This is a genomic window from Streptomyces sp. NBC_01017 (assembly GCF_045162795.1).
Taxonomy (GTDB): Bacteria; Actinomycetota; Actinomycetes; order Streptomycetales; family Streptomycetaceae; genus Streptomyces; species Streptomyces machairae.
The window spans coordinates 11,333,654-11,357,611 of the sequence record NZ_CP108683.1; the positions used below are offsets into that span (position 1 = coordinate 11,333,654).

General features: G+C 68.4%; 22 protein-coding genes and 4 pseudogenes. 14 read left to right on the forward strand and 12 right to left on the reverse strand.

What is annotated here, in order from left to right; genetic code table 11:
* Positions 1-192 (reverse strand): hypothetical protein, encoded by a 192-nt coding sequence (locus tag OG331_RS52155; RefSeq protein ID WP_406190314.1) that lies wholly within the window; start codon positions 190-192, stop codon positions 1-3.
* 141 nt (positions 193-333) lie between these two features.
* Positions 334-645 carry a hypothetical protein gene (locus tag OG331_RS52160; protein ID WP_406190311.1) on the reverse strand — a complete coding sequence of 104 codons (312 nt, stop codon included), beginning with the start codon at positions 643-645 and terminating at the stop codon, positions 334-336.
* Between the two features lie 286 nt (positions 646-931).
* Between OG331_RS52160 and OG331_RS52165 the strand changes: the two genes are divergently transcribed.
* Complete coding sequence (locus OG331_RS52165) at positions 932-1,312, forward strand: hypothetical protein (protein ID WP_406190308.1); 381 nt, start codon at positions 932-934, stop codon at positions 1,310-1,312.
* A 1,870-nt stretch (positions 1,313-3,182) separates the two neighbouring features.
* Here OG331_RS52165 and OG331_RS52170 read toward each other — a convergent pair.
* From OG331_RS52170 to OG331_RS52180, 3 genes are all read right to left on the reverse strand, one after another.
* Entirely contained in the window at positions 3,183-3,782 is a 600-nt protein-coding gene (locus OG331_RS52170; RefSeq protein ID WP_406190305.1) for an IS630 family transposase, read from the reverse strand.
* Entirely contained in the window at positions 3,734-4,222 is a 489-nt protein-coding gene (locus OG331_RS52175) for a winged helix-turn-helix domain-containing protein (RefSeq protein WP_406190302.1), read from the reverse strand. The genes OG331_RS52170 and OG331_RS52175 overlap by 49 nt, the downstream gene beginning before the upstream one ends.
* A gap of 251 nt (positions 4,223-4,473) precedes the next feature.
* On the reverse strand, positions 4,474-6,342 hold the full coding sequence (locus tag OG331_RS52180; protein WP_406190299.1) for a helix-turn-helix domain-containing protein: 1,869 nt from the start codon (positions 6,340-6,342) through the stop codon (positions 4,474-4,476).
* A 334-nt stretch (positions 6,343-6,676) separates the two neighbouring features.
* On the opposite strand from OG331_RS52180, the gene OG331_RS52185 reads away from it, so the two are divergent.
* The gene (locus OG331_RS52185; RefSeq protein WP_406190296.1) at positions 6,677-6,946 is read left to right on the forward strand and encodes a hypothetical protein; all 270 of its coding nucleotides are present in this window, start codon (positions 6,677-6,679) and stop codon (positions 6,944-6,946) included.
* Positions 6,947-7,056: 110 nt separating this feature from the next.
* Here OG331_RS52185 and OG331_RS52190 read toward each other — a convergent pair.
* Positions 7,057-7,778: pseudogene (locus OG331_RS52190) on the reverse strand (IS6 family transposase).
* A gap of 886 nt (positions 7,779-8,664) precedes the next feature.
* On the opposite strand from OG331_RS52190, the gene OG331_RS52195 reads away from it, so the two are divergent.
* From OG331_RS52195 to OG331_RS52220, 6 genes and pseudogenes are all read left to right on the forward strand, one after another.
* Positions 8,665-9,378: a LysM peptidoglycan-binding domain-containing protein gene (locus tag OG331_RS52195; protein WP_406190293.1), complete on the forward strand. Its 714-nt coding sequence runs from the start codon at positions 8,665-8,667 to the stop codon at positions 9,376-9,378.
* Between the two features lie 434 nt (positions 9,379-9,812).
* Positions 9,813-10,112: pseudogene (locus OG331_RS52200) on the forward strand (tectonin domain-containing protein); the annotation flags it as partial.
* A gap of 11 nt (positions 10,113-10,123) precedes the next feature.
* Entirely contained in the window at positions 10,124-10,546 is a 423-nt protein-coding gene (locus tag OG331_RS52205; protein ID WP_406190290.1) for a tectonin domain-containing protein, read from the forward strand.
* Positions 10,547-10,956: 410 nt separating this feature from the next.
* A pseudogene (locus tag OG331_RS52210) lies at positions 10,957-11,052 on the forward strand (helix-turn-helix domain-containing protein); the annotation flags it as partial.
* Positions 11,053-11,096: 44 nt separating this feature from the next.
* Positions 11,097-11,273 (forward strand): hypothetical protein, encoded by a 177-nt coding sequence (locus OG331_RS52215; protein WP_406210882.1) that lies wholly within the window; start codon positions 11,097-11,099, stop codon positions 11,271-11,273.
* A 93-nt stretch (positions 11,274-11,366) separates the two neighbouring features.
* Positions 11,367-12,053, forward strand: a complete 687-nt coding sequence (locus OG331_RS52220) for a DDE-type integrase/transposase/recombinase (protein ID WP_406190287.1) — start codon at positions 11,367-11,369, stop codon at positions 12,051-12,053.
* 141 nt (positions 12,054-12,194) lie between these two features.
* Here OG331_RS52220 and OG331_RS52225 read toward each other — a convergent pair whose 3' ends face one another.
* Both OG331_RS52225 and OG331_RS52230 read right to left on the reverse strand, forming a co-directional pair.
* Entirely contained in the window at positions 12,195-13,718 is a 1,524-nt protein-coding gene (locus tag OG331_RS52225; protein WP_406209539.1) for a Mu transposase C-terminal domain-containing protein, read from the reverse strand.
* Between the two features lie 353 nt (positions 13,719-14,071).
* Positions 14,072-15,739, reverse strand: a complete 1,668-nt coding sequence (locus OG331_RS52230) for a Helicase associated domain protein (RefSeq protein ID WP_406190284.1) — start codon at positions 15,737-15,739, stop codon at positions 14,072-14,074.
* Between the two features lie 166 nt (positions 15,740-15,905).
* Here OG331_RS52230 and OG331_RS52235 point away from each other — a divergent pair, with 166 nt between their 5' ends.
* From OG331_RS52235 to OG331_RS52250, 4 genes are read left to right on the forward strand one after another with little or no spacing between them, the layout of a single operon-like run.
* Complete coding sequence (locus tag OG331_RS52235) at positions 15,906-16,253, forward strand: hypothetical protein (RefSeq protein ID WP_406190281.1); 348 nt, start codon at positions 15,906-15,908, stop codon at positions 16,251-16,253.
* A 36-nt stretch (positions 16,254-16,289) separates the two neighbouring features.
* Positions 16,290-17,021: a tyrosine-type recombinase/integrase gene (locus tag OG331_RS52240; RefSeq protein WP_406190277.1), complete on the forward strand. Its 732-nt coding sequence runs from the start codon at positions 16,290-16,292 to the stop codon at positions 17,019-17,021.
* A 5-nt stretch (positions 17,022-17,026) separates the two neighbouring features.
* Positions 17,027-17,368, forward strand: a complete 342-nt coding sequence (locus OG331_RS52245) for a helix-turn-helix domain-containing protein (RefSeq protein ID WP_406190275.1) — start codon at positions 17,027-17,029, stop codon at positions 17,366-17,368.
* Positions 17,365-19,788: a site-specific integrase gene (locus OG331_RS52250; RefSeq protein WP_406190272.1), complete on the forward strand. Its 2,424-nt coding sequence runs from the start codon at positions 17,365-17,367 to the stop codon at positions 19,786-19,788. The genes OG331_RS52245 and OG331_RS52250 overlap by 4 nt, the downstream gene beginning before the upstream one ends.
* Positions 19,789-19,791: 3 nt before the next feature.
* Here the strand turns inward: OG331_RS52250 and OG331_RS52255 are convergent, their stop codons facing one another.
* The 3 genes and pseudogenes from OG331_RS52255 to OG331_RS52265 form a co-directional block, all read right to left on the reverse strand.
* Complete coding sequence (locus OG331_RS52255) at positions 19,792-19,983, reverse strand: hypothetical protein (protein ID WP_406190269.1); 192 nt, start codon at positions 19,981-19,983, stop codon at positions 19,792-19,794.
* Positions 19,980-20,189, reverse strand: coding sequence for a helicase associated domain-containing protein (locus OG331_RS52260; protein ID WP_406190266.1), 210 nt, complete (start codon positions 20,187-20,189; stop codon positions 19,980-19,982). Before OG331_RS52260 ends, OG331_RS52255 begins: the two co-directional genes overlap by 4 nt.
* 172 nt (positions 20,190-20,361) lie before the next feature.
* Positions 20,362-20,667, reverse strand: a pseudogene (locus tag OG331_RS52265) (helicase associated domain-containing protein); the annotation flags it as partial.
* Between the two features lie 301 nt (positions 20,668-20,968).
* Between OG331_RS52265 and OG331_RS52270 the strand changes: the two are divergent.
* Positions 20,969-22,084, forward strand: a complete 1,116-nt coding sequence (locus OG331_RS52270) for an endonuclease domain-containing protein (protein WP_406190263.1) — start codon at positions 20,969-20,971, stop codon at positions 22,082-22,084.
* Between the two features lie 247 nt (positions 22,085-22,331).
* On the opposite strand, the gene OG331_RS52275 is transcribed toward OG331_RS52270, so the two are convergent.
* Complete coding sequence (locus OG331_RS52275) at positions 22,332-23,024, reverse strand: hypothetical protein (RefSeq protein WP_406190261.1); 693 nt, start codon at positions 23,022-23,024, stop codon at positions 22,332-22,334.
* Positions 23,025-23,359: 335 nt separating this feature from the next.
* Between OG331_RS52275 and OG331_RS52280 the strand changes: the two genes are divergently transcribed.
* Positions 23,360-23,905, forward strand: a complete 546-nt coding sequence (locus OG331_RS52280; protein WP_406190258.1) for an IS1096 element passenger TnpR family protein — start codon at positions 23,360-23,362, stop codon at positions 23,903-23,905.
* The last annotated feature ends 53 nt before the right edge of the window (positions 23,906-23,958 follow it).

Sequence of the window (23,958 nt, forward strand, 5' to 3'; positions counted from 1 at the left end):
TCATGGAGGCGTAGCACCCGGCGCGGCAGTAGCGCAGGTGAAGTCGTGCTTGCCCGGGCAGATCCCGGTGAGTACTGCCATGTCGCCCTCGCGCACCGCCCGGTCGTAGCGGTTGATGCTTTCGGCGCGTAAGCACGGCAGCGCGAACAGCTTCGGGCCTTCACGACGCAGCACCAACCAGCGCCCCGTCATGACCGCGACGGAACAGACGACCCATTGTCAGACCCCCTCCCTACCCTTGGCGCTGAGTCATCTGCGACGGGAGGGCAACGTGGCCCGCAACTCCATCAATCAGCGCGCGATCGAGAAGCACCTCAAGGAGATCGCCAAGGGCTAGAGCGCGCGGCCCGGCGAACGCCGATCCAGACGGAGCCGTCTGCCGACGGAGGCTTTGTGCCCGGCCGTGACACCGGCGAAGGCGCCCCGATCCTGGCCCGGCTCCTGCTGTGGCTGGATGAGCAGGCCCAGCAGAATCCCTCGCACTACGTCGACGTCACCCGGTTCGTCGAAGAACAGCAGCTGCACGGCGAGGACGCCTCCGTGCTCGCTTACGAGCTGGAGCAGCGCGATCTGATCCGCGGCGGGCGCGGCTTCGACGATGCCCCGGACGTTCACCTCACCGACGGGGGCCGGGCCGCGATCCACCGGCTGAAGAAGCTGCGGACAGACCGCGCCGCACGGCTCCGCTACACCATGGACGCCTTCCAGCGGTGGCTATTCGACACCGCTGGCAACCAGCAGCCCGTCGGCCCGGCGCTCTTCTTCACCGCGCCCGCCTCCTACTTCGCCGGATCCGCCCTCTCCGGCGACGACCTGTACGAAGCACTCGCCTACCTGGCAGAGCACAAGCTGATCGAACGCATCGACACCGACCCCGCCACGGTCACCATCACACCCCAGGGCGTCAGCTGCGGCCCTGGCAGGAGGAAGCGTGCAGGACCACATCAACCAGCCCAGCCCCGGCACCACATACAACAACTACCTGCCGAACGCCAAGGGCGTCATCATCGGCGAGCAGCAGCACTTCACCCAGAACAACACCGACGGCGTCGACCCGACACTGTTCGTCCAACTGGCCGGGTACGTCGGCCAGATCAGCCCCACGCTGGGCATGCCCGAGCCGGACCGTGCGGCGCTGGAGCGCGTCGCTCAGGACCTCCACGACGAAGCGACCTTGGAGAATCCCGAGCCGGGCCGCTTGCGGCAGTTCACCACCCAGCTCAAGGACAAGCTCCTGGAGGGCGGCGCCACCATGGCCGCCACGATGGGTGTCCAGATGGCCGAGCAGGCTCTCGGAGTGCTGGTGCAGTAGCGCCCACGCACAACGCCACGGGGCCCCGGGGGATCAGCCATGACGTCCCCGGGGCCCGGCTCGGGGGCGCATGGTCCAACGACGGTGCGACCCCCGCCGTCACGCGGTGGCCAGCTGTGGCTCCTCCAGCACCGGCGACCTTCCGGGCCAGCTCCGCGACGTGCGACGGCAGGTAGCTGTCCAAGGCCTCGACGCCCTCACCGATCGAGTCCCACGAGATCGACCAATGGCTCCTGGATCTGAGGGTTCAGACCGGCGTTCGCTGGGACAAGGCAGAGGTGATCCGCGAACTGCTGCGCATGGCACGTACGCCCGACGGCATCCTGCGCGATGCCCTGACCGCCCGGGCGAAGAGGGCCTGCACCTGACACAGCGCGAGGGGCCACGCCGACTCCGGCATGGCCCCTCGCGCTGTCTCCGACGGGTCGCTACCCCGCTGCCCACTCCAGCCCGAGGCCTGCCAGTGCCTGGAGCTTCTCGGCACTCAGCTTGGCGCGCCTGCTCTTGCTGTTACTCAGGAAGACTCCGAGCTTGATGAACGTCCCCGCCCCTCCGTCGACTCTCGTTCCCTAACGAACAGGCCGGGCGCAAGGCAACTAGGACGGACAGAGGGCCGATGGCTACTTTGCACCGTGGGTCAGGGATAGGAGTCCGGAGCCTAGACGATACGGGCATCCAACAAGTTCATCGACACTGGGGTGGACAAGTCGTGCCACTAGGCGATTTCAGTTTCTCGCGCTAGGTCCGGCGCCCTGACCTGCATCGATATCCCGCCGGATCCCCGAGAACCCCGCTCAACTGTGGAACGCAGGAGAATTCCGCTTGCGGAATTCGATTCTCCCGCTTGCGGGAGAATCTGGCGGAGCGCCAGCGGAGCCGCGCAAGAAGGCGCGGCCAGGCGCTCGGCCGTGGGCGGCAGCCGGCGGGAAGGCTCGTCCCACACGTGGCGCAGCCGGTTGAAGCGGTCCAGCGGATCATCCACCGTCATGCCGTACAGGGCGCGGATCTCGGTCGGGTAGCGCAGGCGTACGAACGCGTGGGCCGGCAAACTCCACGTACGGTTCGGCAAAGCGGCAGGCGCCTCCGGACCACGCCCGAGAGACCAGCTGACGGTCTGCGGCGACCATCTCGTCATAGCGCTGCCGAGTGACCTGACCGGGGTTCATGGGCATGGTGATCACCACCCCTTGCGGGGCCGGGTGCGGCGCTCAGGACCGCGAAGAGACCCACGGCCCCTTGCTCGCCTGGAGCGTCCACCTGCCGGGAGATCGTCAACAAGACTTGACGTCAACTCGGTCATACTCGGTCGGAGTTGGACAAGAGAAGCGTTCGCATCAGCGTCACTGTGACGCCGTCCCGGACGCTTCCTGTCGCTGCCGCCAGGCCCTCGTGCGGCACTTCGGCGAGCAGTAGAGCGTCCCAGCCGGATGCTCCACCCCCGGCGTCCATCGTGCCCCGCACGACGGACACTCGGCAGAGTCCCGGACGTCCCGCAGGGCCGCTACCCTCGCCCGCACCCGGCGGGCCTGATGCCACTGCCTGGAACGACACACCGCTGAACAGAACCGGACCCTCGGGCCGGCGTCCGGCCGAAGCCGTTCACCACAAGCCAGGCAGTACCGGGCAGGCACCCGGCCATCACCATCGGCCACACCACCAGGCTAGGCCTCGCGAGAGATCACTTCAGCGACTTCGGAAACGGGCACTCATCGCGCACCAACTCCAGGAGCGCGGCGTACTGCCGATGCCAGTCCGCCGGCCACTGCGGGTTCCAGTGCTCGTCGGCCTCCTTGAGTGCCGTCTCCCACTCCGGTTGGCGGTCCAGCGTGCCCGGCCGGCGTCTACTGATCTTTATCTCAGCGCTTGACGGTCACTCCAGCAATGCCAGTCCGGTCCCGGCAAGGAATCCACGCAGGAGATGCGGTGTTTTCTTGATCTTGCTGAGGGCTGCCTCGGCTGCCTCCGCCAGCTCAGGAATCGAACGGAATGCACGGTTCGCGAGGATATCTTTGACGATCTTCCACAGGAGCTCCACCGGGTTCAGCTCGGGGGCGTACGGCGGCAGCTGGACGATCCGCAGCCAGTGCTCCTGCCCCTTGGCCCACTCGCGCACCTCGGCGCTGGTGTGGCTGGAGTAGTTGTCCCATACGAGCGTGATAAGGCCGCCGAGGCGGGCGTGGAGCATGGTCAGCAGGAGCGGGAAGTGCTCCTTGGTATATCCCTCACGGCTCTTGTGCCACACGAGCAGCCTCGGCTCGAAGCCGGGCCGGTAGGCCACGAACGCCACCATGTTCTCCCGGTCCCCGCGCGCTCCGTTCAGCTTGATCACCGGGGTGACGCCCCGCCGCCCCCAGGTGCGGCGGACCACCCCGGCGAGCGCCGCCCCCGACTCGTCCTCGAAGACGATCCAGCGCCCCTCGGTCACGGCTTGGGCGGATGAGACACCGCCGGCCACGTCCTCGTGCGCCATGCGGCGATCGCCTCCTCATCACGCTGGAGGGCCTGCGTCTTCGGAACCTGCCACGACCAGCCCAGACGGTCCATGAGGTACCACACCCCCGGCACCGAGAACCGCACCCCGTACTTCTCCTCGATCACCCGTGCGATGCGCGACAGCGTCCAGCCCTGGCCCTCCCAGCCGTGCGCCGACGCCCCCAGCCGCAACCCACGCAGCAACTCCTGCTCCTGCTGCGCCGTCAGATGGAAGTGGGTTCGGTTCGGCCGCGCCACCAGCGCCTCACGACCGCCCTCCCGCCACGCCGCATGCCACTGCCCGACCGCCTGCCGCGACACCCCCAGCAACCGGACCACCTGCACCTGCCGCACACCCTGTTCGAACGGGTCGGCAGCCTGCATCCGCCGTGCCTCCCGCTCAACCGGCCCCCAACGCGCTGTATTCGAAGTCCCCATGCTGCCTTTATGCTCGACCTGACAGATCGTCAAGCACGACCATAAAGATCAGTACTAATTCACGCTCAATTTATGGCGAGCTCGAAAGCCGCCAAAGTTCCTCGGCGGGGAACGAGTTGCAATGACGCTGATGGACACCGCCGACGAGATTGCCCAGCGGCTGCGTGAGGCCGTCGGAGAGATCCTCGACGACTGCTGTACTCTTCCTATTTCTCTGTCCACAGGCCGATCATCATGCGGTGGATCGAGGGTCAGTCGGTCCACGAAAACTTCCGCCCCATTGCCTTCTCGTAGAGCCGGCGCAGCTCCGTGCGGACGCTTTCCCTGTCTTGCAGTCCTGCCGTCAGGAAGTTGATCCACCTGTTAGCTCTCTCTGCTGCTGCTGGTGGTCTCCCATACTCCCAATTCGTAAGGCTCTTTTCCGGTACGTCGATTCCAGCTTCGACCTCTGCTTGGACGAGTCCCCTCTCCTCGCGGAGCTGCTGCATCCGTTTCGAGAACGCCTTCTTTGCGTCTTCCCTGCCTTCTCTCCCGTCTTGGTATATTGCGTTATAGAGCGTTTGAAGCTCTTCTCGAATTTTTGGGTTGTCTGTCGCCGCCTGGATCCAGCGGTGTGCCGTGTCCGGATCGATGTAGATGCCGGACTCGCCTCTCGATATAACGCTGCTTCCGACACCCAACTCTTTTGCAAGCTCCTTCTGTGTCAGGTCTAGATCCTCGCGCAGTTTCCAAATTTTCCGGCTGAAAGCGTTTTCGCCAACGGCGCGTTGGCGTTGGCGTTTACCTTGGTTGCCTTTGGATCCAGTGAGGTTGGGGTCGGGTGTGGGTTGTTTCCGCTTGAGGGGCTTGGGTTGTCCGCTCGAGGGTGGTGGAGCCGGGTGGGGTGTGGGCTGGTTTCGGGGGTGGGCCTGCGGGTTTTGTGCTGGCGGGTGGGTCTGCGGGGCTGGCTGGGGGTAGTGCTGCTGCTGGGTCTGCGGGTCGGGGACCCAGGTGTATGCGGGTTGCTGGGGCTGGTCCTGCTGTTGGTCGGGGGTCCAGGTGTATGCGGGTGGCTGGGCCTGGGGCTGGTTTTGGGTTTGCTGTTGCTGGTTTGCGAGGGCCCACCGGCGGGTGGATTCCCAGGCGTAGGTGATTTGTGCGTCGAGGGTTATGGAAGCGTCGGCTCGCTGGCGGTGGTGGTATTGCCGCAGGTATGCGATCCGCCCGCCGGAAGACTCCCAGGCTGTGGTCCACCAGGCTGTGGGGTCGTCGTGGATGTCTTCGCTTGCCAGGAGTTGCGCCAGGCCGTTGGCGATGGTGTTCCATGTGGGTTGCTGGTCCATCTGGGCAAGCCAGTCGAGCCAGCGGATGAGGACGTCTTCGTCCATCTGTGACCAGGCGGGTGTGGCGGGGTGGGGGTGGGGGTGGAGGGATGGGGGTGCGGCGGATGCGGGTTGTGGGGCGGGATCGGGTGTCCAGACGTAGCCGGCCCCTTGGATCTGCTGTTGTGGGGCGGATACGGGTTCGGTTGCGGGGTGGGTGTCTGCCAGGACCTGCGCGAGCGCGTCGGCCCCGCCGTGGTGCAGGCGTGCCCGGTCGATGAACGCCTCCGCTACGCGCTCGTCAATCTCTTCGCCGTCGACGAAGAACGTCCACAGGCCTGCCTCATTGCGGGGGTATTCGCCCTGTGTGCAGGCGTTGAGGAAGTCGGTGAGCCATGCCGTGTCGTCGTCGGTCCATGCGTCGTGGGTGGGCTGGTTTTGCACGGAGGTGGTTGCACCGCTCTGCCCGCTGCCGGGTATGTCACCGGCGGCGGCCGGCTGGTAGACGGTGTTGTACCACGTGTAGTAGGCGCCGACGAGATCGTCCCAGGCATCCTCGGCCTCAGCGGCAGTAATGGGGCGGGTGCCGCACAGATTCGCCACGGTGGGAGAATTCCCGTACATCTGGCACAGCCACAGCTCATGATCGAGGTCGTCATCGTTGTAGTGGGCCTGGAGCTGGTGGCCAAGCCATTGGAGATCGGGGTTTTGAACGGTGGTGGACTGGAGGAGGATCGCCTGGAGGATGGTTTCCTCCTTGTTGCCGTCCTGCCCGGTACCACCGGCGCTGCCGGTGGCAGGAGGGGGGTAGTTCTCCATATCGTGTCTGTTCCGTTCTCCTGGCCCCGCCCCCCTTCTGTGTCCCGGGCTGGGGGAAGGGCGGGAGCGGAGGCGCTGTTCGGCCCTTTGCGGAGCAAGGGGCCGGTTGTCCTGCATCGCATTGTGCGGTCCGTGACCGTATCCGGCTCTGCCCTGGGGGGCAGGGGGCAGGGACGGCGGGCCCTCCCAGGAGGGTGCTGCTGTTGTCGGGGGCGTGATCGGCTGGGGGTGTGACCGGGGGCGGGGCGGCCTGTGGTTCAGGTCGTGGTGGGCAGGCTCGTGCCGGCCGGCGGTCGCCAGGTGCCGGTGGGGTCTGAAGTGGGGTGGGTTCCTGGTGAACGCGGACAGGGACCGTTGTGCGGATCCGGCGGACCGGAAGCCTTTCATCGCGGGTTCGCGCTGCCCGGGGTGCTGTCACACGGCAGCCCAGACCCTGCGCGACGCGCAGGAAACCGTCCACGCGGCCCGCCGGAACCTGACCGCGGCGATCGTCACCGCGTACCGGGCCGGGGAACCAGTCGCTCGCATCGCTGAACGCACCGGAAAGAGCGTCACCGAGATCCGGAATCTGCTGGCCGCCACCCAGACATCGCGCCGCGCATAGCAGAGCGCGGAGCCACCAGATTATGCACCGCAAGGGCGTTGTCACGTTGTTGGGGGTGTGGTCGGCTGATGGCGCGTCGGGGCGTGCGAGGGCCCGGTGCGTCCCGTGGTTCAGCCGGTGGCGGGCATGCCGATGCTGCCGGTGATGTGGTTCCAGATCGTGAAGCGGATCGTCATCTCGAGGCGGTACCGGCCGGCGGTCATGAGGTGGCGGTAGGGGCGGAAGTGGGGTGAGATCCCGGTGAACGCGGACAGGAGCGCTGCGCCGCGCCCGGGCTGCGGAATCCTTTCATCGCGCGTTCGCGCTGCCTGGTCGGCTGGTGGGAGTTCTCCGCCCGGTTGTTCAGCCCCTTGTGCGAGCGGTGCTCCACCGACGGCATCACCTCCCGGTGCGCGGCACCGTAGGACTTCAGCTTGTCGGTGATCATCACCCTGGGCACCTGCCCGGTCCTCTTCAGCAGCCGGCGGAAGAACCGCCTGGCCGCGGCCTTGTCGCGCCGGTTCTGCGCGAGGATGTCGAGAACGCTGCCGTCGGTGTCGACGGCCCGCCACAGGTACTTCTGCTTCCCACCGGTCTTGATGAAGACCTCGTCGAGATGCCATTTGTCACCGGGCTGCGGACGCCTGCGGCGCAGACCGGTGGCGTAGGCCTGGCCGAACTTCACACACCAGCGGCGGATCGTCTCGTGGGAGACGAGGACGCCGCGCTCCAGCATCAGCTCCTCGACCTCGCGGTAGCTGAGCGGGAAGCGGAAGTACAGCCACACGCAGTGCGAGATGACCTCCACCGGGTACCGGTGGTTCTTGTACGACGGCCCCGCATCCGACACCACCGGCTCCCTCCCCGGACACCAACCCGAAGATCATCCCACCCCGCCACCGACAATGTGACAACGCCCCTCCGCCGGGTACTGGTGGCCCTGGTACGACGGCGACACGCCCCCAGGACAGCCCCCCAAGAAATGATCAACTCGAGTAACATCCTACGACCACCCGCTCACGTGACAACACGTGCGGCGGACACAGCCGCCTCCCCCGCCCCCCAGCACGTACCGCACCGCGCACAACATCAAAACCGGCCAGGGGCAGAGGTCCGGTCACGGCGGGTGCTGTGCGCCGGACCGGGGCGGCTGCCGGCCGCGTGGCCCCCTGCTGGCGCTCTGCGCTCCGGCCGGTGACGGTTTTCCGTCCCCTGCCGCCGGGCCGTGCGGCAGCCACTTGCGCGACGGCAGGGCCTCGCCCGGCACGGCTTGCTGAAGGGTGACGCCGCCCGTCGGGCCGCAGTGCGCCGCCCGATGGGGCAAGTCCCTTTGCCCCGGAAGAGGTCCGGCCGGATCAAGCCGCGCAGATCTGCCACTTTTCGGCCGCCGCGGCCCGTGACATGCATCACGTGTGAACTGCCGGGGAGAGCGTGTTCTTGGGTAAGTGCCGTTCAGGTTGGCCCAGTTGGAGAAGCTGGCCCGGCCCGCTCGAGCAGACTCCGGGGCTTGCCCTGTGGATTTGGCTCACCTACGGTTCCGCGCAATCCGGGTGTACGCCGCATTTTGCGGCGGTTCTCCCGAACACCGCGGCCATGACGCATCTTGCCCCCAGCCGGAGCGGAAACCGCCGGTTCGACGACGGTGCCGACGTGCGGACCGCCGGGGTGAAGCTCAACGCCGGAGACATTTCGGCTCCGGCCCCAGACCTCGCCTTGTCGACGCCAGATAGGACTGTGCCATGCCTGGAAAAGGCAGACATCGCCGACCGAAGAACTCCCTGATCAACCGCCGGTTCGCAGCCGTGGGAACGAGCGGGATCGCGATGGCCCTGCCCGTCATCAGTGCGACTGATGCGGGTGCCGCCACGGCGTCGGCTCCGGCCGTCACGCAAGTGAACGCGGCCGCGAAGTCCGCCCTGCCGGCGGCGCAGAAGGGCGCGGTGAACCATACCGTGGCCGCCGGTGAAACCCTCCACAGGATCGCCAGGATGCATGAGCTGAAGGGCGGCTGGAAACAGCTCTATGCGGACAACCGCACCATCGTGGGTGACAACCCGTCACTCATACGGCCGGGCATGAAACTTGTTGTCAGCCGGTACAGGGCAGAGGGTCCGGCTGCGGGCAGGATCTATCCGGACAACCTTGACGGCTGGATCCGCCAGTCGCTGGACGTCATGGCGCTCCACGGCATTCCCGGCTCCTACCACGGCATCCACCGCAACATCATGCGTGAGTCCTCGGGCAACCGGTGGGCTGTCAACAATTGGGACTCCAACGCGAGGGCCGGCACCCCCTCCAAGGGGCTTCTGCAGGTCATCGCCCCCACCTTCACCGCCTACCACGTGCCCGGCACCTTGTGGGACCCCTTCGACCCGGTCGCCAACATCACGGCTGCGTGCAATTACGCCGCCGACCGCTACGGATCGATCAACAACGTGTACGGCGCCTACTAACGAGGGTGGTCGCCCGGCACGGTCCGCCCGGCCGCATGATGTGCCAGCGCGCCGGACGCGGAGAGCCCGGACCCGGCCGCCAGCCGAGTCGGGACCTTCTGTGATGGATGGCAGAGTAGTTCAGCTGCGTTCCGGTTCGGTGCCGTATTCGGGCAGGAGTGTCATGGTTCTCGCACGCCCGACGAAGGCTTCTTCGGGCGTATCTCCACGACAGCCTGCTTGGGCTTCCTTGTGGACTGGGCAGGCGCCGTTGCTCGTACGAGTGACGCCTGATCAGGCCGATAAATGTGGCGGTCAGGGCGTCACCATCAACGCTTATGGACTGACCCGCAGCCAAACATCGATTTCAGGTCCGACTGTCATCCCATCCATGCGTGACCCTATGTGATGGTGGCGACACTGTGAGTGTCATTCTCGACGGAAGGTAGCCAGGCATGCCCGAGTGGAAGCAGATCCGCGGGAACCTCACAGCGATCGCTGCTGGGTCCCGGACCAACGTGTGGGGCGTCAACGCCGCCGGCAACATCTACAAGTTCTCCGGCTACGACGACCTCGCCTCCAGCCCGTGGATCCAGATCCCGGGCAGCCTCTCCGACATCGGGGCCGGCGCCGACGGCACCGTCTGGGGCGTCAACGCAGCGGGGAACATCTACCGCTACGCCGGCGACCAGGAGGAAAGCGCCGACCAGTGGGTCCAGATTCCCGGCAACCTGACCCGCATCGCGGTCGGGTCGCGCACGAACGTGTGGGGCGTCAACGCAGCGGGGAACATCTACAAGTCTCCGGCTTCGACTTCCTCACCCCGAGCCCCTGGGTCAAGATCCCGGGCAGCCTCTCCGACATCGGGGCCGGTGCCGACGGCACCGTCTGGGGCGTCAACGCAGCGGGGAACATCTACCGCTACGCCGGCGACCAGAACGACAAGAATCACTGGTCCGAGATCTCCGGCAACTTGACCCGCATCGCGGCCGGGTCACGGACGAACGTGTGGGGCGTCAACTCCGGAGGCGGCATCTACAGCTTCTCCGGCTACGACGAGCGCACCTCCAGCCCCTGGAACCAAATCACCGGCAGCCTCACCGACATCGGGGCAGCGGCCGACGGCACCGTCTGGGGCGTCAACGCAGCCGGCAACATCTACCGCTACACCGGCGACCGACAGGACTGACCGAGTCGGCAACGTGGGCTGATCGTTGCGGGTGGGTTGATCTCCGGGGTGCCGAGGGGAACGGTGACCATGTCTTGATCGGGAAACGGCCCTCCCGTTGTCGTTGGTCGCGAAGCCGGGAGTGCCGTTCGGGTGCGCCCGGAGGCGCTTTGATCACGGTAGAGGCGGTTGCCGGTGATGTCGAACGGCGTCTGGCGGCAGGAGAGTTGAGGTGTCCGTCGTGTGGCGGGGTGCTGACACCGTGGGGATGGGCCCGGCCGCGGGGGCTGCGCGGGGCGGGTGATGTTCGTCTGGACGTACGGCCGCGCCGTTCCCGGTGCTCGAGGTGCGGGCTGACGCACGTGTTGCTGCCGGTCAGTGGCTTGTCGCGGCGGGCGGACGTGGTCGAGGTGATCGGGTCCGCCGTGGAGATGAAGGCATCCGGCGTCGGGCACCGCCGGATCGCGGACCGGCTGGGGCGGCCGCAGTCGACGGTGCGGGGGTGGCTGCGTCGGTTCGCTCGCCGGGCCGAGGCCTTGGCCGGGTTCTTCACCTCGCCGATGATCCCTCGGTGGTGCTGCCGGCACCCGCGGCCTCGGCATTCGCCGACGCGGTCGCCGCGGTCATCGCCGTCTCGATGGCGGTGCGGGGACGGTTCCCGATGGTCACCGCGCCGGTCTGGGAGGTGGTCTCGGCGGTCAGCCGAGGCTTGCTGCTGGCGCCTTCCTGGCCGCTGCCGGTTCGGTGAAGTCGATCAACACGAGTTGACCCTGACGGGCTGCGGTGGTGCGGGCCGATGATCGCTCGTTGACATGTCCGCAGCTTTTTGGAGGTCGTGCTGATGGCTTTGGTCGACGAGGAGGAACGCCGGCGGGCCGAGCGGGCCCACCAGGTCGCGCTGTTCCGGTACCAGTTGATCCGCGAGGCGGCCGATCCTGCCCTGAGTCCGCGCCAGCGCGGGGCGATGGTGCGGGAGCTGGCGGCGAAGACACATACCGACCCGTTCGGTCGGCAGGTCACTGTCGGGCGCGGCACTCTGGACCGGTGGCTGCGGAACTGGCGCGCGGGCGGCTTCGACGCCCTGCTGCCGCCCACCAGGCAGGTCACCCCGCGAACCCCGGAAGAGGTCCTGGACCTGGCCGCGGCCTTGAAGCGGGAGAACCCGCAGCGCACGACTGCTCAGGTGGTACGCATCCTGACCCAGCATCTGGGTTGGGGCCCGTCCTACCGCACCGTCCACCGCCACCTCGGCCGTCTGGACCTGCTGAACCGCCCGGACGGCCAGGCTCCGCCCGCGTTCGGCCGGTTCGAGGCCGACCGCCCCAATGAACTGTGGGTCGGGGACGCCTTGCACGGCCCGAAAATCGCAGGTCGCAAGACATATCTCTTCGCTTTCGTGGACGATCATTCGCGGGCGGTGGTCGGACACCGCTGGGGCGGCGCCGAGGACAGCGTCCGCCTCGCCGCAGCCCTACGCCCGGCCCTCGCCGCCGGCGGGGTCCCGGAAGGCGATCCGGCCGGCCCGTAGACGCACATCATGGCCTTGGCCTCGATGACGGCCTCGATGTTGTCCCGGGTGGTTAGCAGCGTGTCGGTGCCCACCAACTGGGCCTGCTCCAGGCCCAGGAAGTGGTCTTCGCTCTCGTCGGGCAGCAGTCCGTAGTCCAGGTCAGCGATCATCAGCTTGGTCCTCATCAGCAGTAGGTGTGCGTGCCGTCCTGGGGCGGGCCCAGGTATCGGGCGCGGGGCCGTGCGGAACGAGATCGGGACGGGCCAGCGCGCGGCGGTCCGTCTGCGCCGCCGCTCCCAGTTCCTCTTCTGCCTGCGCCAAGGTCGGGGAGGTGAGAGGGCGGGGCGGGGCGGCGGTGGTGGAGGCTTCGAAGCGCCGGCGGCGCAGCTTTTCCGCAGCCTTCAGATCGGCCTTGAGCCGGCGGGCGGCCGGGGTCCGTGCCGCCTGAACGGAGCGGATCTGGTCCCGGCTCGCCGCGGCGGCCAGGAACGCCGACCCGAGGTGGCGGCCGGTGGCGGCGTCGAAGACTTCGATGGTGTCGTCGTGATGGGGCAGATGCCGTACCGAGACTTTGGTGCCGGTACGGCCGTTCATCCAAGGGGCGAGGTAGTCGCGGCGGCGCCACCGCACCCCGCTGGTGCTGATCGTGTATGTACGCCCGTCGTCCTCCAGAGCGAACGTCGCCAGCTGCCCCGCGGACACGTCTGTCAGGGGCGTCGCGTCGGCCTGCCACGCCTGGAGCGGGGTCCTGCCGTTCAGCGCGGACGGATGGTGCCGGGTGTTCCACCAGTCCGCCCAGTCCAGCAGCAGCCCCACGAATGCCTCGTACGTCAGCGGCGGGGCGTCGGGGTCGGCGAGCCGGCCGCCGGTGAGTTTCTGACGGCCGGTGTACCGGGGGAGCGAGACGAGGAACATCTCCTCCACCGCGTCGTTCAACGCCTCGATGGTGCCCTTCAGATGCGGGCTGTAGGCGGGAAGGCCGGTGACGGGGACGGCGAACGCGCCCATCGCCGCAGTGACCGTCGCGCACAAGAACTCCTTGCCTCGGTCCACCCGGATCTGACCGGGCAGTCCGCCCACCGGACCGAACGGCCTGGTGCGGGTGATCGCGATCCGTAGGGACGCCAGCACCGCGTCACGGCTCGGCGTGTGAGCGGTGACCGCCACCCCGGTGATCGCCTTGGTGGCGCAGTCGACGAACCAGGTCACCCACGGCGTGGCCAGCTCACCCTCCACGTCGACCTCGACAGGCACGTGCTTGTGGTCGCCCTCCCATACGGCGTTGCGGTGCGCCGCCGGCCGCTGCCCGAACACGTCATGCGCGCGCCGCGCGGCTTCCCCGCTCTTCAGCCCGGCCCGTTCACCGCGGGTCAGGTCCCGGCGGATCGCCCGGTGCAGCGTGGAGAGCGACGGCACCGCGGGCGCGTCCGGATCCCCGGCCGCCCGCTGCACCAGCTCGGCGTGGACCCGGGAAGCGTTACCGCCCCACAGCGCCAGCAGCCGCCGCACTTCTGCGGTGACTGTGAAATGGGACGACTCCACCCGGGCAAGGCGATGATCCTCACGGGCAGCGGCCAGCCATCGCCACACCGTCCGCTCCGACTTCCCCAACGCCTGGGCGACCAGACGCACATGCGCGGATGTCAGCTCACCGCGCCCGTCGAGGTCCAGCAGCCGGGGCATCGCGGCCGCCCGCCCCAGCCGGGACGGGAACACGGCCGATGGGCCCCCTTCGAAATACCCATCCTGCGTTCCCGGCACGGGGCGGCCCCCTTCCCACAAGCACCGCACGGCACGGCTCGCCGTCCTGGTCCCAGGTATCCCAGCCCTTCGGCACCCAACTGACCGGTACCGGCAAACAACTGACGGCCGCCTTCGCGATCCAGTACAGCCGTGCCGGCGTACGAAGCCGCACGGCACTCGACCAACTCGGCAAGTCGCCCCAGATCCCAGGCGCTACACATACATCAGTCCGATGACACCGGCCCGGAGCAGGAAAGCTTTTAGCGCCGGAACGCTCGGGCCCCCGACACGGGTCAGGCTGCGGCCCAGTCGAGTCCGAGGGCAGCCAATGCCGCCAGCTTGTCGGTGGCGAGCTTGGCGCGCCTGCTTTTGCTGTTGCTCAGAAAGACCCCGAGTCTGACCTCTGTGCCGTCCTCCAGCCGCTCTACGTGGGCCCTGGGGACCTTCACGGAGCCCTCGCGGGTCTTGTACTGCGCCAGGGCCGCGACGCCCTTCTCGAAGGCGCTCACGGGCGCTGTGGACGGCTTCGCGGGCTCCTCCGGCTCCGGCGCCAGCGGCACGATGCCGAGCTGCTCCAATCGCTCGCGCTGCCCCTCCGCCAAGGACTGCCAGACCTTCGGCGTCCGCTGCCGGGCCAACCACTTCCCGATGTCCATGCCGTGGACCGTGAACCCGGGCAGGACTTCCGCCTGGCTCTCTTCGTCGGCCACCAGCTCCCGCAGCGCGGCGTAGTGCCGTTGCCAGTCCGCCGGCCACGACGGATTCCAGTCAGCGGCCACGGCTTCCAGCGCCGTCTTCCATTCGGGGTGTCCGTCCAGCGCACCGGGGCGGCGGAGGTTGGACAGCCATTGCCCCACCGGCTTGTCCAGCATCGTCGCGGACCGGGGCGCACACAGCGTCCAGTGCAGCTCGTAGTACGCCTTGGCGGCCTCCAGGTTCTCCTGGAACCGCTCATCCGCCAGCGACCACACCATGCCCAGCTTCTCCAACCTGCGGGCACGCAACCCGCTCATCTGCCCCGCCCCGTACGCCCTTCGCTGTTCCGCGACCCACTGGCCAAGGGGGTACGCGCCTTCCTTGTGCCCATATGGCACTCGGGCGTGAAGCTGACGCTCCGTGAACTTCTTGAGCGCGGCCCAGCCGCGCGCCCAGTCCTGCTTCTCCGTGTCGATCACGTTGAAGGACACCCAGTCCGCGACCATCACCGGATCACGCGGAGCAGCAAAACGCAGCAGCAGGCGGGATTCGTCCTCGTCTTCCTCGGGCGCCGAACCGATGTTCACGGACGGCTGCGCAACGTCCTTCTGCGGCTCCTGCGGAATCGCCAGCAATTCGATGGCCTCTTCATCGTGAGCGCGCAGCCCTTCCAATACCTTCACCAACGGGCGATACGATCCGGAGGTGAACATGTCCTCCGGCTTTTCTCCCGGCTGGAGAAATACCGGCACGATCAAAGAGGCGAGCTTCCCCTGTCCCGGCTTCTGACGCAAAGCCCGGCCGATGGCCTGGACGATGTCGTGCGGAGCACCCTTGGGGTCCAACAGGGCCACGCTGTCCACCGCTCTGATGTCGACGCCCTCACCCAGGACACGACAGTTGGAGAGCACAGCCCGCAGCGCCGTAGTCCCGAACCCGCGCAGGACCTCCCGCCGGCGCTCCGGGACGTGCTCGCCGCACAGCCAGTCCGCCCAGATCCGAGCGGGGTACGTCTCAGGCTGATCGGCGTGCAGCTTCGCCGCAACCCGCTCCAAGCCCTCCGCGTACGCCTGCGCCTCGATCGTCCGATGGTGGAACGTGATGCACGTCTGCAGGTTGTGCTGGCTCATGGTGTGCAGGAGCGCGGCCTGGAGGGCTCCGAGGCGCTGCCCCCGCACCTCTTCCGTGTGCGGCTCCTCGCCCATCAGCTTCTCCGGGGTGACGACGGGGTCCTGGAGCTCCAGCACGATGATCTGATACCGCAACTGTCGGCTATTGCATCAGGCGGGAGTTATTCGGCTCTTGAGCAGTTCAGCTGTTGTTGCCTAACTTGCTGACGGTACTCCCTAACACACGCTGATTTCAGGAGGTTTGTCGAGCTCATCCCGCCTGATGCACGATCAGCCCGTTGGACGGGAGAGGTGATCGGCGGTGGCTCGATCTCAGACGGAGTTGGCCGGGGCGGCGCGCCTTCAGTTGGTGGCGGGGGTGGTGCATCTTCGGCCGCAGGAGGTAGTCCTCGAGGGGATGCTGAGTGGCTGGAGGGCGCAGCAGACCTCCCGCGGGGTGAAGACGGGCACCATGGTTGCGCGGGAGCAGACGGTGCGCCGGTTCTTGGCGTTCACGAACGAGTTCCCGTGGGCGTGGATGCCGGCGCATCTGGACGAGTGGTCGGCGTCGCTGCTGGGGGAGCGGCGTCTGGCGGCGTCGACGGTACGCGCCTACCAGTGCGAGTTGCGGCTGTTCAGCGAGTACCTGATCGATCCGCGCTACGGGTAAGCCGGGGTGTGTGAGGAGCGGTTCGGTACCCATCCGGTGGCGATCTGCCACGAGTGGAACACCATTGCCCACCTGAACGACTACGAGGGTGATCCCGAGGCCCGTCCGTTCACCCGCGAGGAGCTGCAGCGCTTCCTGGACTACGCAGACGAGCAGGTAGCCCGTGCGGTGCGGGCCAGGCGCAAGGGCGCGCTGGCGGCCTACCGGGACGCCACTCTCTTCAAGGTCATCTACGGGTGGGGGCTTCGCCGCGGTGAGGCAGCCCGGCTCGATCTCGCAGACTTCGGCCGCAACCCCCAAGCCCCCGCATTCGGCCGGTACGGCACGCTCAACGTCCGCTACGGCAAGGCGAAACGCGGCCAGCCGCCGCGGCGCCGCAACGTGCTGTCGGTGATGGACTGGGCGGTGGAGGCAGTCGCCGACTACGTCGACAACGTCCGGCCGCGGTCCGGCTGCGCCGACCACCCCGCGCTGTGGGTGACCGAACGCGGCGGACGGATCAAACCATCGGAGATCAACGCCCGGTTCGTCGCCTACCGTCAGGCCCTGAATCTGCCCGAGTCGCTGGTGCCGCACTCCCTGCGGCACTCCTACGTCACGCACCTGACCGAGGACGGCGTGGACCGGCGGTTCATCCAGCAGCAGGTCGGCCACGAGTGCGACACCTCGACAGCCGTGTACACGCACGTCAGCGACGACTTCATGAACGCGGCCCTGGCCCGGGCGCTGGCTCCGGCCTTCAATGGGCTGCCAGCGGCGGGGGAGTGAGGCAGATGGGAAAGCTCGACTACCACTGGCACCTGCGCCGGGTCATGGCCGAGCGCGGGATGTTCTCCACCACGGACCTGCTGCCGCTGCTGACAGAGCGGGGCATCACCTTGTCCACCAGCCAGGTCTACCGCCTGGTCGTCGAACGTCCGGAACGGCTGAGCCTGAAGATCCTCATGGCGCTGCTCGACATCCTTGACTGCACCATGGACGACCTGATCGAACCGGTGGCCGCCGAGGCCGGCGCACGCACGCCGAAAGCCGCACAGGCAGGCACAGGCAGTACGGACGGTGCCCTGGGCAGCTTGCGGCCCCGGCGGGCCCGGATCACCGGGGTGGACCCGTGACTGCGGTCGGCGCCGATCCCGGCCATGACCCCCTCGACCTGACGGTCGAGTTGGTCTGCCGCGCCGAGCAGTACCTGTCCCGCGACGAGATCCACCGTGTCGTCACAGGCCTGAGCCGGGACCGCACCAAGCAGCGGCGCCTGGCGCGGGCCCTGGCCGCCGACCCCGCCCTGCTGATCACGGGACAGCCGCCCGCCCCCAAAGCCGTCGCCGAGCTTCTGGTCGCCCTGCGGGCCGCCGGAGCCCGTGCCATCGCTGCGCCCCGCTGTGACCGCTGCGGCCGGTTTCAGAGTGGGCTTCGGCGATGGCAGAGCAGCTCCTTTCGCTGCGCCACCTGTACCGCCGGCCGCGGAACTTGCGCCGGATGTGGTTGTCGGCGACGCCTGCCGTACCGCGACAGCGAAGGGCACCCGCGCTGCAAGGGCTGCCGCCGCGACGACACCCACGCCGTCGACGAACTCATCCTGCTGCTCACCGCCCTGGATCCGGCCCTGACCCGAACCAGCGTGCAGACGGCACTGGGCCGCGCTGCGTCCCTGCCCAGCACCCGGCAGCGGCTTGCCCGCCAGATCGTCAACCAGCCCGACCTGCTGACCGGGGCAGGCCACCAAGCCCCCTCCCCGGCCGTCTTACGGTTCATCGACGAGCTCACCGCCCAGCACGCCACCCGGGTGGTCAAGCCGTCATGCCCCCGCTGCCACCGACTGCTCCCGCTGACCGTGCTGCACCAGGGGGAACGGATCTGCAGGACCTGCTACGGCCGTGCCCGGGCCACCGCGTGCGCGCGCTGCGGGGCCGTCCGTGACCCCGCTGTCCGCGACAATGACGGGGCCCCGATCTGCTCGTCCTGCCTGCGCAGCGACCCGATCAACTACGAGCGGTGCTGTGGCTGCGGCCGCCGCCGCACAGTCGCCGTCCGCTGTCCCGACGGCTCCTACTGCAGCAGTTGCCGCCCCCGCCGGCACGTCACCTGCTCGATCTGCGGACGCACCCGGCCGGGATGGATCTCCCCGACAACCGGCAAACCCTGGTGCGATAGCTGCGAGAAATGCTGGGCCGTCTGCAGCCGCTGCTCCACCATCGCCCCACTCCGCGGCGGCACCGCAACCGCTCCACTGTGCGCCCAGTGCCTCAACCCCGACCCACAGTTCTGGCAACGCTGCACTCTCTGCCGCGCACCCTGGCAGCTAACCGCCCGCCCCTGCACGCATTGCGTCCTCGACCAGCGCCTACGCGCACTTCTCACGTCCGACGGTCACCTGCCCGAGCACGTGACCGCGCTGCACGTCGCGCTGGTCGGTCACGGCCGGCCCGACACCACCCTGGCCTGGCTCGCCCGCCCCCAGGTGACCACCGTCCTGCGCGGCATCGCCACCGCCGGCCGCCCTCTCACCCACGACCTCCTCGACACCTTGCCTCACGGCAAGACCGTCGCCCATCTGCGCGCCGTCCTCGTCGCCAGCCAAGTGCTGCCTGCCCGCGACGAGCACCTGATCCGTCTCGAGCGATGGATCAACCACGAAATCCAGGCCTTAACCGATCCCGACCACCGCCGCATCCTGCACGGATACGCGATCTGGCACCATCTGCGCCGCCTGCGCACCCGCGTGCGAGGCACCCCAGCCACCCGCCTGCAAGCGGTCAACATCCGCAGCCACGTCACTGCCGCCGCCAACTTCCTCAACTGGCTGCAAACACACGGCCTGACCCTGGCTACCTGTACTCAGGCCGACCTCGAAACCCAGATCACTGATCCGAACTCCATCTACCCCCGCGAGACCAGCAACTTCGTCCGCTGGGCCGTCACCCACCGGCACGCCCGCGACCTGACCTACCCCGCCGTTGCCTGGCCCGGTCCCACCGTCGCCCTGGACACCGAACGACGCTGGACACTGACCCGCCGGATCCTGCACGACGACACGATCCCCACCGCCGACCGCGTCGCAGGACTCCTTCTGCTGCTGTACGCCCAACGCCCCGCCGCCATCTGCCGACTCACCACCGCCCACGTCATCCACGACGACGACCGCACCCGCATCCGGTGCGGCAGCAAACCCATCACACTCCCCGAACCGGTCGCCGGACTCGTCCGCGACCTGGCCACCACCCGCCACCGAGGCCGCGTCCAGAACGGCACCACCGGCGCCGACACGCCCTGGCTGTTCCCAGGCATCCGCCCCGGCACTCCCCTCGATTTCGCCGGCCTCGACGAACGCCTGAAGAAGCTCGGCCTGCGCCCCCGCAGCGACCGCTCCACAGCTCTGTTCGCCCTCGCTGGCGAACTGCCCGCCGCCGTCCTCGCCAGGCTCCTCGGCATCAGCACAGACACCGCCGCCACCTGGCAGCAGATCGCCGCCGGCGACTGGGCCACCTACGCCGCAGACGTAGCCAACCGCCCACGACCACCACAGCCCAGCTGACTCCTATGGTGCAGTCAGATATCGCAAGTCGCCGAATACCCTGGCTGAAGCCCAGTCGAGGCCAAGGGCGGCGAGCGCGGTGAGCCTGTCGGTGGTGAGCTTCTCCATGCGGCTCTTCTGGTTCATGAGCCAGACTCCGAGCTTGACTTCGGTGCCGTCCTCCAGTCGCTCTACGTGGCTTCTGGGTACGGTCACGGTGCCCTCGCGGGTCTTGTACTGGGCCAGGGCCGCAATGCCCTCTCGAAGGCGCTCACGGGCGCTGTGGACGGCTTCGCGGACACCTCAGGCTCCGGCGCCACTGGCACGACGCCGAGTTGCTCCAGGCGTTCGCGCTGCCCGTCCGTCAGGGCCTGCCAGACCTTCGGCGTCCGCTGCCGGGTGAGCCACTTCCCGATGTCCATGCCGTGGACGGTGAACCCTGGCAGGATCTCGGGCTCTCTTCGTCGCGTACGACGTCGCGTAGCGCGGTGTAGTGGCGTTGCCAGTCGGCCGGCCATGCCGGGTTCCAGTCCTTGTCGACGGCTTCGAGCGCGGTCTTCCATTCGGGGTGGCCCCCAGCGCACCAGGGCGGCGCAGGTTGGACAACCACTGCCCCACCGGCCGGTCCAGCATCGTCGCGGACCGGGGCGCGCACAGCGTCCAGTGCTGCTCGTAGTACGCCTTGGCGGCCGCGAGGTTTTCCTGGAACCGCTCATCCGCCAGCGACCACACCATGCCCAGCTTCTCCAGCCGCCGGGCGCGCAGGCCGGTCATCTGCCCCGCCCCGTACGCCCTTCGTTGTTCTGCCACCCACTGCCCGAGGGGGTACGCGCCTTCCTTGTGCCCGTAGGGAACGCGGGCGTGAAGCTCACGCCCGGTGAACTTCTGCAGCGCCGCCCAGCCGCGCGCCCAGCACCGGCGAGGGCTGACGGCTGGCCGCTCCTATCGGCTTGTCGGTGTGGGCGGTTAGCCTGCTGGTATGTCAGAGGGTTTCATCCCGGGTCGTACGGGCGGCCTGATCTCTTTGGGGGCTGCGGACGCTCTGTGGGCCGGCTTGACGGCCGACGGCGCTGTGCCAAGGGCTTCTGCGGCGTTTACCTGTTCTCCTGCCAACGCCCGGGCGGGGTATGTCCTGCTCGGTGGCCGTGTGGTGGCGACGGTGAAGGCAGGCGACGGTCAGTGGAGTGTCCGGGAGATTGAATTGCGCCGGGCGGCACTGGAACTGAACGCGGTCGAGATGGACTGCCAGGACCTGGTCCGCATCGGTCCGTTCCGTGGCGCGCCGAAGAAGGAGTGCATCGAGGGAACGCTGCTGCGGTGGCGTCAGCGCATCACTTGGGAACTGCAGGAGCTGGCCGGCTTAGAGCGGGCAGCCCGGCGCGAAGGCGCTGGGCCGTGCCATCTGGCGGGGATCGACTGGCGACGGATAGTCGTGGAGCAGACCCGGGACCGGACGGAGCGGACATGGTGGCTGCCGCGTGCCGTGGTGAGACTGCTGGATGCCGCCGAGCATGCCGAAACGCGGTGGCTGCAGGCCGCGCGGCCCTGCCAGGCAAGCACCGCCGCCACCGTGCCGCCCGACTGCCAGCAGGTCCGAGCCACTGACGGCCGGCAGAGGAGCCCAACTGCCCCACTGCGCCCGTACAACGGGGAACTGCAAGGCCAGCTGTACTCGGTACTGAGTAGGAAGCCGGGCACCTCAGGCAAGGTGGTTGGGTGGGTTTGCGCTGTCTGCCGCACCGCACCCGCTGCCGTACTCGACCACTGCCATGAACACGACTACGTCCGCGCCCCCGTCTGCCACTCCTGCAACACACTGGAACGCCCCGACCACCTGTACAGCAACGACATCCGCGTAGCCAGCCGCTACACACGCCTCTTTGACACCAACGCCGTCGACTGGCTCCGCCACTGGCACCGCTGCCCCGGCTGCCGCGCCCGCACCACCCTGCCGCTGCCACACCTCGCCGCGTGGACCGCCTACATAGCCTGCCGATCGCTGCGCCCGACCCACCACGCCCCCCGCAGCTCCCGCGCGCGCAAACCCTGCGGTGTACTGCGCGTGTCCTGGACGGGCAGCCACAACGCCCCCCGTTCCTGCCTGCTCACCGTCGCCGTCGATTTCTGTCCTTCGGGCGAGCACCGTGTCCTGGCGCAAGTGCCCTACCGCGAAGCCGCCAAGCGGTTTGGCACCTGGCTGGCCGAGACCGCCCCCGCCGTGGCCGCCGCGGCCGGCCCCGACCGCCTGGACGGCCTCCCCACCCGCTTCCGGCCCGTCATCGCAGACACCAGCAGTGAGGGCCTGGCACTGTTCTGAACGAACGGCATCAGATCCGACACCCAACCCCAGCCGCCCGGAGCTGGTTCGCAGCCCACCCGGACGCCCATGAAACCCGCTGTTTCCTCCATCAACGCCGCAAGCTGTCCACAATTTCAGACATCTCCGGGACCCGCCGTCCCCGGAGTCTGGGCCCTGGCAGAAGGAACGCTTGCTCGGATTGTTCGCACCGGCGACCTGAGCAGAGGTGGGCCGCCCGCCCGGGCCCTACGTCGGCGGAGGTTGCTCAGAACCCTGCGGCGCGCCGGGCGGCGGCGGTTCGGGTGCGGGCGGCGTCAGCGGGGCGGATGCCTTGGCTGACGGGGTCGAGGGCGATGAGTTCGCGGTGCAGACGGCGGATCCGCAGGGCGAGATCGAGGTGGAGGCGGGGGCGTTTGTCGCGGACTTCGGCGATGGTGGCGGGGGTGACGTCCAGTCGCTGGGCGAGTGCGGTGGCGGGCCATCCGGCACGGGCCACGTCTGCCAGGAGCCGGGATGCTTCAGCGGAGTCGGTCAGGCCCGGTGCCTTGGGTTCGCGTCGGGCGGGGACTGGGATGCCGAGTACGGCGTCGGCGGTGGTGCGGGCGATGTTCCGCGTCTGTGTCTGCTCTGGGACGCGCAGCAGTCGGCGGACCAGGGTCACGGACAGACCGGCTCTGTCGGCGATGTCCTGCGCGGACATGCCCTGTTCGCGCAGTCGGGCCGCCCACCGGGCGGCGGCATGCGGTGGAACTCGGGCGGGGCGGCCGCGCAGGCGGTCCTGGTTGCGTTGACGGCGGGCTTTGAGTGCCGCGCGGCGGCACTCGGTGCGGGTGCAGCCGTAGTCGGCACAGGATGCCTGGCCGTGACGGACAGTTGACCGCTGCGGCCGGCGCTGCATGAGCGGCGCGGCCGGGCGCGGGGCGGCGATGGAGGCGGACTGTACTTCAGTAGGCGGCACGGTGATTCCTGCTGCGAGGTCGTGGTGCCGGTCTACGTTACGCGCTCACGAGGAGGGCAAAGGGACCACGCCTTCGGCTTCCTGGCAGAGCCGGGGGTAGCAGTTGCTGCTGGAGCCGGCCGCCGGGAGCACGGTCATGGTGATGGCAGTGGAGGGCAGACCATCAGCGGAACAACGGGCCACCTCTTACGCAGATGTGGCCCTCTTGGCTTGGCTGCCCTCACACGGTAAAAGTGTCGGCGGCCAGTAGCGGCCAGCTCGATTCCCCACGTGGCAGTCACACTCGGTAGTCTCGGTGCCGGCTCGCGGACCTGACGGTTGAAGGGGTTGAGGTTGTGGCACGTACCTGGCTGTCCATCCGGGTGGAGTTGGTCTCCGGGCACGGGGCAGACCTGTGGCCTCGCCCCGGCCGGGTCTTTGCCGCCGCTCGCTCGCACTCCTTCGCCCAGTTCGCCACGGCCATCGATCTCGCCTTCGGCCGCTGGTACTTGGCCCACTTGCACCTGTTCATCTTGTCCGACGGCTCCCGGGTCAGCCCTCTGGACTGGTGGGACGGCGAGGCCCCGGACGGCACCGTGGATGGCCATGCGACCAAGTTGAGCAGGCTGCAGGCCGAGGAGCAGTTCGCCTATGTCTTCGACATGGGCGACGACTGGGCCCACCTGTGCACGGTGGCGGAAAAGCGCATGGATCCTCTCGACGAACTCGGCGAGGCCCCCGACTGCCCGGTTCCCTACTGGGGTTGGGGCAGCCTCCCGGACCAATACGCACGCCGCTGGGACGGGGACGGCGGGGAGTCGCCGATGCCGAAGCGGCCAGCCCGCGGGCTCAGCGACCTGCCTCCGATCCTGCCGTGGTGGGGCGAACACCGCCGAGGATGACCTCACGCTGCGTACACGAAGCGGCCGTCAGTGGGGAATCGAAACGGCCGCTG